Origin of the sequence: Neobacillus rhizosphaerae (assembly GCF_050477885.1) — a bacterium.
GTDB lineage: Bacteria > Bacillota > Bacilli > Bacillales > Cytobacillaceae > Neobacillus > Neobacillus rhizosphaerae_A.
Genome location: NZ_JBCNAC010000006.1, coordinates 1 through 13,729 on the forward strand (window position 1 = coordinate 1; position 13,729 = coordinate 13,729).

Sequence of the window (13,729 nt, forward strand, 5' to 3'; positions counted from 1 at the left end):
TTCCACTCCAATCAACAGGGGATAAAAATTAACAATGTTCTCAACACAGCCTACAGAAAAAAAGATGCCAGATTGGCATCATGTAAGAATGTGGTAGGATGCTTCCCCGCCATGTATTTGAACAAACATGTTCATTAGAGATTCTATTAGCTTTTCTGCGTTATGAAGATCAGTGGATGGTCTTAAATAGATGAGTTGCAGAGCATGTTTTGTTTCAATCGAAACAGGGGCTCTATCAGAATCCACAAAAGGACTTCCAAATGGGCCGATCTCATCGGCTGATACAATAAGGTGCTCCAAAGAATTTAAACGTCCATTTAAGCCCACATATTTTTCCCCTTCACCACCAAAGCGAATACTAACGGGACCATTCAAACATTCTTGGTCGTAGATACCGATAGGTACTTGGTATTGTAGAGAGAAAAAATTATTAATATCAATGGCGCTTTGTACAGACGAAAGATAATTTTGTTTCTGTACTCTCCTATATAAGGCTTCTACAGAGGGACGATACCTGTTAGGGTCTTTACCATTCTTTTTAAAAATTGAACGCCACTCCTGAATCCCAGGTATCTCAGTAACAGGTGTATTCTCTAAATCAAAATAAATAGACTCTTGGAAGAGCTGGAGTCTGCCTCTTAGCATTTGCGGTGAATCACCGACCAATATATTTTTATATTCGATCACACCCAGTTTAAAGTTAGGTATGTGTTTCTTTATTTCTTGTGAAAGTTGAATTTCCAACCATTCCACCTCCAAATTTCATTTAAAATAGTTTATCATAAATAGATGTGCAACCAACAATTAAAACAATCCAATCACACCTAATATAAACAATCTTTGGGGGAAGGAGGAACCAATATGGATGTCAAACAATTAAAAAAAGACCTCATTGCCTACAGCAAGGAAATTGGGATCGATAAGATCGGTTTTACAACCGCAGACATGTTCAGTGAATTGAAAAATAGACTAGTCAGACAACAAGAACTTGGGTATCAATCCGGATTCGAAGAGCCTGACATAGAGAAACGTGTGACACCCTCTCTTTTAATGGAGGAACCACGTTCCATTATTGCGATTGCCCTTGTCTATCCATCAAAAATGAACGAACGTGTAGAAGGAAGAAAGGGTGAACGAAGAGGATTTTTCAGCAGGGCTTCTTGGGGGCTCGATTACCACCATATTTTACGTGACAGGCTAAAGAAGCTTGAAGAGTTTATTTTAACAAAGGTCCCTGAGGCACGGTTAAAATCAATGGTCGATACGGGAGAGCTTTCTGATAGGGCTGTTGCCGAGCGAGCTGGAATAGGGTGGAGTGGGAAGAACTGTGCCATAATTACTCCAGAGTTTGGCTCTTATGTCTATTTAGGAGAAATGATAACAAGTATACCATTTGAACCGGATACACCAATTGAGGACCAGTGTGGTACTTGTACGAAGTGTCTAGATGCTTGTCCTACGGGTGCATTAGTCCAAGGGGGACAGATTAATGCACAGCATTGCATTTCCTTTTTAACACAAACAAAAGACCTAATTCCGGATGAATTTCGGGATAAGATAGGAAACCGAATTTATGGATGTGATTCCTGCCAAACCGCATGCCCAGTGAATAAGGGGAAGAACTATCATTTCCACGAAGAAATGGAGGCCAATCCGGAGGTAGCTAAGCCGTTACTAAAGCCGATATTAAAATTGAGTAACCGCGAGTTTAAAAATCAATTTGGTACGGTGGCTGGCTCTTGGAGAGGAAAAAAGCCAATTCAACGAAATGCAATTATTGCCCTTGCTCATTTTAAAGATAATACAGCTATTCCTGACTTAATTGAAGTATTAGAAAAGGAAGCTAGTCCGGTATCGAGGGGAACGGCTGCATGGGCACTTGGGAAAATAGGTGGTGAGTCTGCTCTTGCTGCTCTTTTAAAAGCAAAAGAGATAGAAACCGAGAGCGAAGTTCAACGAGAAATTGAAAAAAGTCTAACTCATTTTAAATAAGTGAAGGGCGAACCAAATTGGTTTCGCTCTTTTTTATATTAAAACCGACTTTCCTTCATATGTATGAAAGAAAGGGGTGAAGAAATAATGTTTGAATTGCTCCAGGATCTATTTGAAAAAAGAGTGAATCAATTTGTTAGTGATAAAAGAAGTCATAGGGTGTTTTTTCCAAAAGCTGAGAAAAAACAAGTAGCATTAGCAAATCGGTCGGCAGAAATTGTAAAGGTGAAAGCCACTGGGAAAATTATGGAGGAAATTACGGAAGAAGAATTCCAAACGGTAAAATACATTGCATACTATCAGTACTTAATTAAGCAAAAAGGAATCCTCTACTTGGAAGAAGAGATGGAAGAAAGATTGGCGAAGTTCTACAAAGGTGCTCTAGTCATGGATGAAGAAAGAGTTCCAAAAGAGGAAGTTCACATTCATCAAGAGCCAATGGATGTAGTAACTGAAGAAAATGAACAACGGTTAAGCTATCAATACGATCGCTTGAAAGCAGTGCAATATGCGGAACGCTGGTGGAATAGCTACAACCCTGCCTACAAGAAATTTGAAGTAGATTGTACTAATTTCATTTCACAATGTCTTCATACAGGAGGAGCCCCCATGAGAGGGTATCCTAGTCGGGGAACAGGTTGGTGGCTGCAACGTCAAAATTGGAGCTATAGCTGGGCTGTAGCCAATTCATTAAGGTTATACTTAGGTAATTCAAAGGCGGGTCTAAGGGCTAAGGAAGTCAGCAGTCCAGAACAATTATTACTGGGAGACGTTATTTGCTATGATTTTGAGGGGGACGGCCGTTACAATCACAACACTATTGTGACTGGTAAGGATGCCAATGGAATGCCATTAGTGAATGCTCATACTTATAATAGTCGAAAGCGGTATTGGGCCTATGAGGATTCCTCAGCTTACACCCCAAATATCAAATATAAGTTCTATAGCATTGTCGATGCATAAGGTTCTCCACTTCATTGAATGGACCTTGCAGTGGTTTTCTTTAAAAGAAGGAATGAGAGTGGTATAATTGCTTCAATAGTTTTTTCAACTGGGGTGAGGTTTTTGGCAATACACGTAGTACTATATCAACCACAAATACCTTCTAATACAGGAAACATCGCAAGGACTTGTGCTGGCACCAATACCCATTTACATTTAATTCGGCCGTTAGGCTTTTCGACCGATGATAAGATGTTGAAAAGAGCAGGTCTAGATTATTGGGAGCATGTAAATATTACGTATTATGATTCTTTAGAAGAATTTTATGATAAAAATGCTGGCGGTGAATTTTTTTACTTAACGAAATTTGGGCAAAAGCCTCATAGCAGTTTCGATTACAGTAACCCAGAAAAGGAATATTATTTTATTTTCGGAAGGGAAACAACCGGTTTACCGAAGGACGTCATTGAAAATAATAAGGACGTAAGCCTAAGGATTCCGATGAACAATAATATTCGTTCGTTAAATCTTTCTAATACTGCAGCTATACTTATTTATGAAGCACTTCGTCAGCAAAACTATCCAAATCTCGATTAAGGAAAAGAGGCCCAGGTTATTGGGCCTCTTTTTGTAAAAGGAAGGGAACCTACAATGAATGATATCATCACAACCATTCTAAACCATCGCTCCATACGGCACTTTGAGGACAAGCCCTTAACAGAGGAGCAGATTAAAACTATTGTATTGAGTGCTCAGGCGGCCTCAACGTCAAGCTATATTCAAGCCTATTCCATTATTGGTGTGAAGGATCAAGAGAAAAAGAGAAAGTTGGCCGAATTAGCAGGCAATCAGGAATATGTTGAAAAAAATGGTCATTTTTTTGTTTTTTGTGCAGATCTTTATCGTCATAGCATCATAGGAAAAGAAGAACAAAAAGAAGTCAACCCATCATTAGAAAGTACAGAGAAATTTATGGTGGGGCTAATTGATGCTTCCTTAGCGGCTCAGAATGCAGCTATTGCAGCTGAATCTCTTGGATTAGGCATTTGTTATATTGGAGGGATTCGAAACAACTTAGAAGAAGTGAAAAAACTCTTAAAAACACCAGACCGTGTCATTCCTCTGTTTGGACTTGCGGTGGGATATCCAGCAAAAATGACGGAGCAAAAGCCAAGATTGCCTTTTGAACATGTTTATCATGAAAATGAATATGAACAAAATAGGGACGTTTATTTGCAACAGCTTCAAGAATACGATCAGCTTATCTCCGCCTATTATGAACAGAGAACAGGTGGGAAAAGAAAGGATCGCTGGGCAGCGCAAATGGCCCATATGTTGGAAAAACAAAGTAGGATGTATATGAAGGAGTTTATTCAAAAAAATAAATTAGATCTACGTTAAAAGGCTGCCTTGTATGGCAGCCTTTTTACACATTTTAAGATAGATAATCTTCGAACTTCGAGAATTGTCCAGCTCCAGCGCCTAGCCCCTCGGGTCAAATGTTCTTCAGCAATAAAAGTCAAAGAGCGACTTTTCTTGCTGAAGAACATTTGCCTGTCGGGGCTGACCAAGGCGCTTCCGCTTTTCTATTTAGTTGAACCGGGCTTGTCATTATAACCTGCAGTGAAGATTGCTGCCAAAAATGTGATCATTACTAAAACAACGATGAAAGTGTTCATGTTATGTATTGCCCCCTTCGTCTTACGTATTTTCATTTTTTACCCATATGATTTTATTATATCCTATCTTTAAAAAATGAAAAGTGTAAGATTTCCTGAAACGAATAAAAAAGATAAAGAGTCACTCTCATACGCATGTTCAAGTTCAAAGGTGCATAGAGTATATTAATCGTCTCTGATTAAGCTACAGGGGGAGGGCCTTATGGATATCTTAAAAAAAATCGAGATGTATCGAGAAGAAGAGGAAAAACTGCGTTGGGAAGGAACATTCGCTGATTATTTACTGTTGCTAAAGGAAAAGCCATGGGTAGCACAATCTGCACATTCTCGAGTATATAATATGGTTAAGGATGCAGGGATTGAAGAGGTAAAAGGGACGAAAAGGTACAACTTTTTCAGTAATCAATTATTTGGCTTAGAAGAGTCATTGGAGCGTTTAGTGGAAGAGTATTTCCACCCTGCAGCTAAAAGGCTGGATGTAAGAAAGCGGATTTTGCTTTTGATGGGTCCGGTAAGCGGCGGAAAATCGACACTAGTTACTATGTTAAAAAGAGGATTAGAAGCCTACTCGCATACCGATAGGGGTTCTGTATTTGCCATTAAAGGCTGTCCGATGCATGAGGATCCCCTGCATTTAATTCCACATCATTTACGTCGTGACTTCTTTGAAGAATACGGGATTAGAATTGAAGGGAATCTTTCACCGCTCAATATGATGCGCCTTGAACAGGAGTATGGCGGCAGGATTGAAGATGTTCAAGTAGAAAGAATCTTTTTCTCAGAAGATAAGAGAACTGGTATTGGAACCTTTAGTCCGTCCGATCCTAAATCACAGGATATTGCTGATTTAACAGGAAGTATTGATTTTTCAACGATTGCGGAATTTGGTTCTGAGTCTGACCCTAGAGCCTATCGTTTCGATGGTGAACTGAATAAAGCTAACCGTGGAATGATGGAATTCCAAGAGATGCTAAAATGTGATGAGAAATTCCTTTGGCATTTACTTTCCTTGACACAAGAGGGGAACTTTAAAGCTGGAAGGTTTGCGTTAATTTCTGCTGATGAATTAATTGTAGCTCACACGAACGAAACCGAGTACCGATCCTTTATCTCCAATAAGAAGAATGAGGCATTGCATTCACGGATTATCGTTATGCCAATTCCATATAACCTTAAGGTTTCTCAAGAAGAGAGAATTTATGAAAAAATGATTAATGAAAGTGATGTTTCTGATGTTCATATTGCGCCACATACGTTAAAGGTAGCAGCGATGTTCACTATTTTAACACGCTTAAAGGAGCCTAAAAAAGGGGATATTGATTTACTGAAGAAAATGCGCCTTTATGATGGGGAAAGTGTGGAAGGTTTTAATACAGCCGATATAGATGAACTCAAAAAGGAATATCCAGATGAGGGCATGAGCGGTATTGATCCACGTTATGTGATCAATAGAATTTCCTCTACTATTATTAGAAAAGAAGTACCTTCAATTAATGCCTTAGACGTGTTAAGGTCGTTAAAGGATGGGCTGGACCAACACCCTTCTATTACAGCAGAACTGCGTGAACGCTATATGAATTATATTTCTTTAGCTAGAAAAGAGTATGATAATATTGCGAAGAAAGAAGTTCAAAAAGCGTTTGTATACTCGTATGAAGAGTCTGCAAAAACACTCATGGACAATTATTTGGATAATGTAGAAGCATACTGCAATAAGAATAAGCTTCGGGATCAATTAACTGGAGAAGAAATCAATCCGGACGAAAAGCTTATGCGTTCAATTGAAGAACAAATTGGGATTTCGGAAAATGCGAAGAAAGCCTTTAGAGAAGAGGTATTAATCCGCATTTCTGCTTTCGCAAGAAAAGGGAAGCGGTTTGACTATAATTCGCATGACCGACTCCGCGAGGCTATTCAGAAGAAGCTCTTTGCTGATTTAAAGGATGTTGTAAAAATTACGACCTCCTCAAAAACTCCAGATGAGCAGCAGTTGAAGAAAATCAATGACGTAGTGGCACGTTTAGTAGATGAACATGGGTATAATTCAACTTCAGCTAATGAATTACTACGATATGTTGGAAGCTTATTAAACCGATAACTAGGATTAAAATAGGAAGGACTGGCAGAAAGAATCTGTCAGTCTCTTTTTTTCCATCTCATAACTCGTCCATTTTCATAGGCTAAAACCCAATTGTCGAAATTATTAGTAAATTATTCTTCGCTCTTGCATAGGATAAAGTAATCCATATTTTAATTGAACTTTTTAATCGGATTATTTTATGTATTTGTAGGAAAAAGTGTGCAATAAGGATTTAAATAATTTCATAAGGAGGGGTTTACATTGTCTGTTAACAATCATCAATTTGTCATTTCAAGAGAAGATTGGTCCCTCCACCGTAAAGGCCACGATGACCAGCAGCGGCATCAGGAAAAAGTCCAGGAGGCAATTCGCAACAATCTTCCAGATCTCATTACTGAAGAGAGCATAATCATGTCTAATGGTCGAGATGTGGTAAAAATTCCAATTCGTTCGTTGGACGAATATAAAATTCGCTATAATTATGACAAAAACAAACACGTGGGCCAAGGTGACGGTGACAGTCAAGTCGGTGATGTTGTAGCACGTGACGGTTCTAGTGGGCAAAAAGGTCCGGGCAAAGGCCAAGGAGCAGGAGATCAGGCCGGAGAAGACTATTTTGAAGCTGAAGTGTCATTAATGGAGCTTGAGGAAGCATTATTTAAACAATTGGAGCTTCCGAATTTAAAAAGAAAAGAAGAGCAGGAACATCTCGTTGAAAACATAGAGTTCAACGATATCAGAAAAACAGGTTTAATGGGTAATATTGATAAAAAACGTACCATGATGTCAGCTTTTAAACGTAATGCCATGAGTGGGAAACCGTCGTTTCACCCTATTTACAAAGACGATTTAAAGTTTAAGACTTGGAATGAAGTGGTCAAACCGGATTCAAAAGCAGTCGTTATTGCTATGATGGACACGAGCGGTTCAATGGGAATTTGGGAAAAGTATATGGCCCGCAGCTTTTTCTTCTGGATGACACGCTTTTTAAGAACCAAGTATGAAACAGTTGAAATTGAGTTTATCGCACACCATACCGAAGCAAAAATTGTGACGGAAGAAGACTTTTTTTCAAAAGGTGAAAGCGGTGGAACCATTTGTTCTTCTGCTTACCGAAAAGCCCTGGAAATCATTGACAGTAAGTATAATCCACGAAAGTTCAACATCTATCCATTCCATTTTTCAGACGGTGATAATCTCACATCGGATAACGCTCGTTGCGTGAAGCTTGTAGAAGAGTTAATGAAGGTATCCAACATGTTTGGATATGGAGAGGTTAATCAGTATAACCGACATTCAACTCTCATGTCCGCATACAAGAATATCAAGGATGAACATTTCAGATATTATATCCTCAAACAAAAAGCAGATGTATTCCATGCCATGAAGAGCTTTTTTCAACAGGAAGAGTCCAAACAATACGCATAATCGAACAAACGACAGGTGTGATCACCTGTCGTTTGTTTGTGTAAAAGACCGTAATGTAAAATGAAAAATAGTGAATAATAATTATAGAACAAAATCTTAGTTCATCATTAAATTCTTGTGTCTGAAATGGCGGACCGTATTTTACCAAGAGACGCTTTGGCATGTTCTTTATTTAAGACCATGATATTTACGTACAAGGCATCAATGAGACTTAATTGTGCAATCCTTGATGCTAACGCTTCAGAACGGTACTCAGTTTCTTCTGAGCTGGTAAAAAGCGCTACATCAACCTTTTGACTAATTGGTGATTTAGGAAAACTGGTGATCCCGATTGATTTAGCTCCATTTTCACTGGCAACATTCAAAATATCAATTGTATCTTTATTTGCTCCAGAATGAGAGATGACAACAGCCAAATCTTTTTCTGTTAACTGAGATGCGGACATGAGTTGAAAGTGGGAATCAATAAATGCGAACGCTTTAATGCCTGTTCGAATAAACTTATGGAATGCGTCCATAGCAATAACAGCTGAACCACCTGTTCCGTAAAAATGGACTCTTTCAGCCGTATGAATCATCTTAACTGCCCTTTGAATCGAATCGCTGTCCTGAAGATGTAAGGTATTTTCTAAGGTTCTTATATTTGATTGAAATACTTTTTCAGTGACAGCCTTTTCATTATCACCTTCCGTAATTTCCTCATGAATTTGCTGGATGGGGGTAATGATCTCTGAGGCTAGTGCAATTTTCATTGCCTGGTACCCTTTAAATCCAATCCGCTTACAAAAGCGGAAAACGGTGGCGTCAGCCATCCCGAGATCTTCGGCGACTTCGTTAATCGTGCTGTGAAGAATTTTCTCAGGATTGTCTAATATAAAATCGGCAATTTGCTTTTCCTTTTCACTAAATCTGGCATAGTAAGAGCGTATTTTATTAATGCAGCTCATCTGCAACCCTCATTTTTTATTGATTTGGCTTTGTTAAAGAACATTGATGATTTTTATACCCTGTTGATTGGAGCGGAAGGCGCGAAGACTCCTGTGGGAGTACGGTTCAGGGGAGACCCCGCAGGCGCAAGCGCCGAGGAGGCTCGCCGAAACGCCCACGGAAAGCGAAGCGCCTGGAGCGGAAATCAACAGACAATTAACAGAGCAATTGATAAATAAATTATAGCATAAAAAGAGTTTATGAAAAAAAATTTCATCAAAACAATTGATAAAAGAAATTTTTTTGACTATAGTAGTAGAAGATGAAAAAATATTTCATGAAGGGGACATACAAATGAAAATTGGATTAATTGGCTTAGGAAAAATGGGATATAGTTTAGCTTTAAACTTATTAGATCATAAACACGAGGTTGCAGCATTTGATGTAAACGAAAAGGCTGTTGCAGAAATCTCTGAAAAAGGTGGACAAGGTGTTAGCTCATTAGCAGAATTAGTTTCATCTCTTCCATCCCCGAGAGTCGTTTGGGTAATGGTACCAGCGGGTCAAATTACAAATAACGTAATTCAAGAGCTTAACGAATTACTTGACGCTGGAGATATTGTTATCGAAGGTGGAAATTCTCACTACAAAGAATCAATAGCGCGTGGAAAAGAATTTGCCGAAAAGGGCATCCATTTCCTTGATGTTGGTACGAGTGGAGGAGTGGAAGGTGCAAGAAATGGTGCTTGTACTATGATTGGTGGAAACAAAGAAGCATTCCAGCATGTGGAAGAAATTTTTGAACATATTTGTGTAGAAAACGGCTATCTTTATGCAGGAGAAAGTGGAAGCGGTCATTATTTAAAAATGATACATAATGGAATTGAGTATGGAATGATGCAGTCGATTGCTGAAGGTTTTGAGCTGCTAGATAAAAGTCCATATGATTATGATTTTGAGCAGGTTGCAAGGGTATGGAGTAACGGGTCTGTTATCCGCTCTTGGTTAATGGAATTGACACAAAATGCTTTTTCAAAGGATGCAAAGCTTGAAGGAATTAAAGGAATCATGCATTCTTCAGGTGAAGGAAAATGGACTGTAGAAACAGCCTTAGACCTTCAAACGGCTTCCCCAGTCATTGCTCTATCCCTTATGATGAGATATCGCTCGTTAGAAGAGGACACTTTCTCAGGAAAAGTGGTTTCTGCTTTAAGAAATGAATTTGGCGGACACGGTGTTGTAAGTAAATAATTGAACTCGTAGAACAGCAGATGGAATTTTCATCTGTTGTTTTTTTTTACCCTAAAACCCTTTTTCTTTTCATTCAGACGTTTATTACCATTCATAGTTCTTCACAAAAAATAGAAAATAAGAAGGCAAGAAAACTTTGAGAAAAAGGGGGTTTTTCGATTGATAAAAAAACCAGCAGGGATCCTTCTAACAGCGGTCCTCACAATGGGGTTAGCAGCTTGTAATAACAATGCTCGCAATGATATCAACGATCGTGACCGAGTGGGAATGAACACTAACCGAAATGACCACATTCTTGATGTTCGGAATGGACGGGATGATGGGATTGACCATAATGGTCCGCTTACAGAGGATTATACAAATACTAACAACAGCCAAAGTGATACCGATCGTAATTGGTTTAGTAAGAAGCGGAAAATAAATAGAAACAATGATGATATGATTTCTGCTTATGAAACAAATTTGGACAGTAATCAATATCCTCATACTAGAGCAGTTTTGATTCGTGACGCCAAGTACCAATTTGTTAAAATTGACCCAAAACAGGGTTGGGCAGGGATTATGAATCAAATTCAGCCGTATATCGGGCAGCAGGTGCCAACTGGTCAAGCACCTGAGGGTCAGCCGGCACCACAGCAGACTCAACCTGCTCCTAAGCAGACAACACCGATGGCACCGAAGCAAGCACAACCGGCACCGACAGCTCCAACACCGGCACCAAAGCAGGCACAGCCGGCACCAAAACAGCCAGCAACAAATGCGCCTACTAGTGGAACTGTTAGTCAATATGTACAACAAGTCATTGACCTAACAAACGCTCAAAGAAGCAAAAATGGACTTCCAGCATTGAAAGCTGATACCCAATTAAGTGGGGTAGCTCAGAAAAAATCACAAGATATGCAACAAAATCATTACTTTTCACATACTAGTCCAACGTATGGATCTCCATTCGACATGATGAGAGATTTTGGCGTGACTTATAAATCTGCTGGTGAAAATATTGCTCAAGGACAACGTACACCACAAGAAGTAGTTACTGCGTGGATGAACAGCGAAGGACATCGTAAAAACATCCTCAGTCCAAATTTCACTCACATCGGAGTTGGATTTGAACAGACTGGGAAGCATTGGTCACAAATGTTTATTGGCAAATAATCCAGTAAAAAAAGGCTGACTCACTGAGTCAGCCTTCATTCACTTTACAATCATTCATATTCAAGAAATTCGTTAGGGCAGGGAATTCAAATTGAAAGATTGTTCCTTTGTCTACTTCACTATCAACCCAAATGTCACCATCCATAGCACGAACAATGCTATACACGACCATCATGCCTAAACCAGTACCATTTTTACCTTTTGTGGAGTAAAAAGGTTCTCCTAATCGATCAAGCTGCTCCTTAGTCATGCCAATTCCCGTGTCTTTCACGTTAATGGTGATACAGTTTTGGTTATATTCAGTAGATAACGTTAGATAGCCGCCATTAGGCATTGATTCAATCGCATTCTTAAGGACATTAATAAAGCATTGTCGAAATTTTTGTCTGTCCCCTTTGATGAACCCAATAACTGAGAAATCGGTAATAATCTCAACCGAATTTTGATTGGCCAAAGGCTGAAGAATATTAATAATTTGTCGGAGTTCACTTTTTACATTCAGTTCTTCGAAGGTTTCTAAATCTGGTTTAGCAAAGGTTAAATAATCTTGGATGACTCTTTCTGCAGAATGTAACTCTTCCTTTACGATGGATAAATACTCCTTCCTTTTTTGTCTTGGAAGATAATCATCCTGTAGAAGTTGAACAAAACCGCTTGCTGCAGTAAGCGGATTACGAATCTCATGGGAAATTGCAGCCCCCATTTGTTCAACGGCTTTTAATTTTTCTGCTTTTATCAGCTGTTGGCGCATCTCTGTATTTTTTAGGACAAATTCTATCGAGTAAGAAAGGATGCCGATTCCCAGGGAAGGAATGACCAAGTAGGCAAACCAAGCATCGAACCAGTTTGTATGATTATTGCTAAAGCTCATGCCCAGGACTGTAATTATGGAAAGGGTCATACCCATACAAACAGTGACAAATATTCGTCGGACGGGAACCTGCTTCCAAAACCATGGATACATACGCCAAAAAATAATAATAAGTGGTGTATAAAGGATGGTTGTTTGAAGAAAACCTAAATTTAATCCGTAGAAACTTCTTAAGATTATTAGTGATAACACAAGGATGGGTCCGATCCCTACATAAAGGCCACCAAGTACTAATGGAATAATTCTTAAATCGTACCTAGCATAGGAAACTGGATTATAGGAGAATTGAATACATAACAAAAGCAAGAAACTAAATATTAAGACTAATGAGGGTTTAGAAAAGGTGAATTTTTTACTTTTTTCAAGAATTAGCAAACCAAAGAAAAGCAATATGATTAAAAGGGAGAGATTTAAGAAAAGGTGTTTCGTAATTTCCATAAACATCACCGTCCATTAGGGGTCATAGGAAAATTTTACAGGTATTTCCCTTATTATACAACAAAATTCGCGAAATTTTTAGATAGTTATACAAAAAAGGCCTCCTAAGGAAGCCTTTTAGTTTTGTGAAGGGACTGGTTCAAGGCTAAATTCTATTGCAGCCAGTTTGGCGTTTTCCTTTGCCTTTGCTAAGATTTCAGGTACTCTTTGTGGATAAAGATCAAATCCTTCAGCAATGACAGTATCCATTACGTTTATGCCAAGGAAATTAAGGGCAATTCTTAAATAACGGTCACCAGATTCCATGCCTTGTAGTGGGGTCCCTGTATATTGTCCACCCCTTGTCTGAATATGAATGGCTTTTTTATCTGTTAAAAGTCCTTTTGGACCGTTTGCTGTATGTGCAAAGGTTTTACCTGCAATAAATAGGTTATCTAAAAAGGCTTTTACTACCGCGGGGGAATTTAAATTCCACATAGGTGACACAAAAACGTAATAGTCATATGAGATAAATTCATCCGCAAGGGCGTGCATTTTTAAGATTTTCTCTCTTTCCACTTCGGACAATTGATCTAATGTATATCCATACCCAGCTAATTTTCCTCTGGCAAACACCAAATCTGCATCCATTTGAGCAAAATCTAAAGAAAATAAATCCATTCTTTTAATTTCAACATCGGGGCGCTGTTGTTGATAGACCTCAAGGAAGGCTTCACCGATTTGCAATCCCTTTGATTTTTCAAGTCCTTTGGGGTTTGCTGTTATATAAAGTAGTTTTTTCACTAAAACACGACCTATCTAAAAGTATTTAATTTCTTACTCTCATTATAGAAAAAATATCTTTGTTCAACATTGAACAAACAGTGACGTTCATGAACATTAAGTGTCAACATATGTCTGTGTTAAAGAATAGTGTTGATTTTTATATCCTGATGATTGGAGTTGAAGGCACGAAGACTCCTGTGG

At 38.7% G+C, this 13,729-nt stretch carries 12 protein-coding genes; 8 read left to right on the forward strand and 4 right to left on the reverse strand.

Annotated features, from left to right (window positions below):
• Nucleotides 1–78: 78 nt before the first annotated feature.
• Complete coding sequence (locus tag ABES03_RS00595; RefSeq protein WP_430114240.1) at nucleotides 79–744, reverse strand: B3/B4 domain-containing protein; 666 nt, start codon at nucleotides 742–744, stop codon at nucleotides 79–81.
• Between the two features lie 117 nt (nucleotides 745–861).
• On the opposite strand from ABES03_RS00595, the gene queG reads away from it, so the two are divergent.
• From queG to yhbH, 6 genes are all read left to right on the forward strand, one after another.
• Nucleotides 862–1,992: a tRNA epoxyqueuosine(34) reductase QueG gene (gene queG, locus ABES03_RS00600; RefSeq protein ID WP_430114243.1), complete on the forward strand. Its 1,131-nt coding sequence runs from the start codon at nucleotides 862–864 to the stop codon at nucleotides 1,990–1,992.
• 87 nt (nucleotides 1,993–2,079) lie between these two features.
• Nucleotides 2,080–2,955 (forward strand): amidase domain-containing protein, encoded by an 876-nt coding sequence (locus ABES03_RS00605; RefSeq protein WP_430114246.1) that lies wholly within the window; start codon nucleotides 2,080–2,082, stop codon nucleotides 2,953–2,955.
• Nucleotides 2,956–3,057: 102 nt separating this feature from the next.
• Nucleotides 3,058–3,531, forward strand: coding sequence for a tRNA (uridine(34)/cytosine(34)/5-carboxymethylaminomethyluridine(34)-2'-O)-methyltransferase TrmL (gene trmL / locus ABES03_RS00610; protein ID WP_430114248.1), 474 nt, complete (start codon nucleotides 3,058–3,060; stop codon nucleotides 3,529–3,531).
• Nucleotides 3,532–3,585: 54 nt separating this feature from the next.
• Nucleotides 3,586–4,335, forward strand: a complete 750-nt coding sequence (nfsA, locus tag ABES03_RS00615; RefSeq protein ID WP_430114250.1) for an oxygen-insensitive NADPH nitroreductase — start codon at nucleotides 3,586–3,588, stop codon at nucleotides 4,333–4,335.
• Between the two features lie 480 nt (nucleotides 4,336–4,815).
• Nucleotides 4,816–6,711: a PrkA family serine protein kinase gene (locus tag ABES03_RS00620; protein WP_430114252.1), complete on the forward strand. Its 1,896-nt coding sequence runs from the start codon at nucleotides 4,816–4,818 to the stop codon at nucleotides 6,709–6,711.
• A gap of 243 nt (nucleotides 6,712–6,954) precedes the next feature.
• The gene (gene yhbH, locus ABES03_RS00625) at nucleotides 6,955–8,121 is read left to right on the forward strand and encodes a sporulation protein YhbH (RefSeq protein ID WP_430114254.1); all 1,167 of its coding nucleotides are present in this window, start codon (nucleotides 6,955–6,957) and stop codon (nucleotides 8,119–8,121) included.
• 107 nt (nucleotides 8,122–8,228) lie between these two features.
• Here the strand turns inward: yhbH and ABES03_RS00630 are convergent, their stop codons facing one another.
• The gene (locus tag ABES03_RS00630) at nucleotides 8,229–9,068 is read right to left on the reverse strand and encodes a MurR/RpiR family transcriptional regulator (RefSeq protein WP_430114257.1); all 840 of its coding nucleotides are present in this window, start codon (nucleotides 9,066–9,068) and stop codon (nucleotides 8,229–8,231) included.
• 334 nt (nucleotides 9,069–9,402) lie between these two features.
• On the opposite strand from ABES03_RS00630, the gene gnd reads away from it, so the two are divergent.
• On the forward strand, nucleotides 9,403–10,299 hold the full coding sequence (gnd, locus tag ABES03_RS00635) for a phosphogluconate dehydrogenase (NAD(+)-dependent, decarboxylating) (protein WP_430114259.1): 897 nt from the start codon (nucleotides 9,403–9,405) through the stop codon (nucleotides 10,297–10,299).
• Between the two features lie 159 nt (nucleotides 10,300–10,458).
• On the forward strand, nucleotides 10,459–11,454 hold the full coding sequence (locus tag ABES03_RS00640) for a CAP domain-containing protein (RefSeq protein ID WP_430114262.1): 996 nt from the start codon (nucleotides 10,459–10,461) through the stop codon (nucleotides 11,452–11,454).
• Nucleotides 11,455–11,482: 28 nt separating this feature from the next.
• Here ABES03_RS00640 and ABES03_RS00645 read toward each other — a convergent pair whose 3' ends face one another.
• Nucleotides 11,483–12,763, reverse strand: coding sequence for an ATP-binding protein (locus ABES03_RS00645; RefSeq protein ID WP_430114264.1), 1,281 nt, complete (start codon nucleotides 12,761–12,763; stop codon nucleotides 11,483–11,485).
• A gap of 117 nt (nucleotides 12,764–12,880) precedes the next feature.
• Entirely contained in the window at nucleotides 12,881–13,546 is a 666-nt protein-coding gene (locus ABES03_RS00650) for an FMN-dependent NADH-azoreductase (RefSeq protein ID WP_430114266.1), read from the reverse strand.
• Between the last annotated feature and the right edge of the window lie 183 nt (nucleotides 13,547–13,729).

Coding starts and splice junctions, on each gene's coding strand:
- ABES03_RS00620 (WP_430114252.1), top strand. CDS start 4,816: ATGGATATCTTAAAAAAAATCGAGATGTATCGAGAAGAAGAGGAAAAA.
- ABES03_RS00645 (WP_430114264.1), bottom strand. CDS start 12,763: ATGGAAATTACGAAACACCTTTTCTTAAATCTCTCCCTTTTAATCATA.
- nfsA (WP_430114250.1), top strand. CDS start 3,586: ATGAATGATATCATCACAACCATTCTAAACCATCGCTCCATACGGCAC.
- ABES03_RS00605 (WP_430114246.1), top strand. CDS start 2,080: ATGTTTGAATTGCTCCAGGATCTATTTGAAAAAAGAGTGAATCAATTT.
- ABES03_RS00630 (WP_430114257.1), bottom strand. CDS start 9,068: ATGAGCTGCATTAATAAAATACGCTCTTACTATGCCAGATTTAGTGAA.
- gnd (WP_430114259.1), top strand. CDS start 9,403: ATGAAAATTGGATTAATTGGCTTAGGAAAAATGGGATATAGTTTAGCT.
- queG (WP_430114243.1), top strand. CDS start 862: ATGGATGTCAAACAATTAAAAAAAGACCTCATTGCCTACAGCAAGGAA.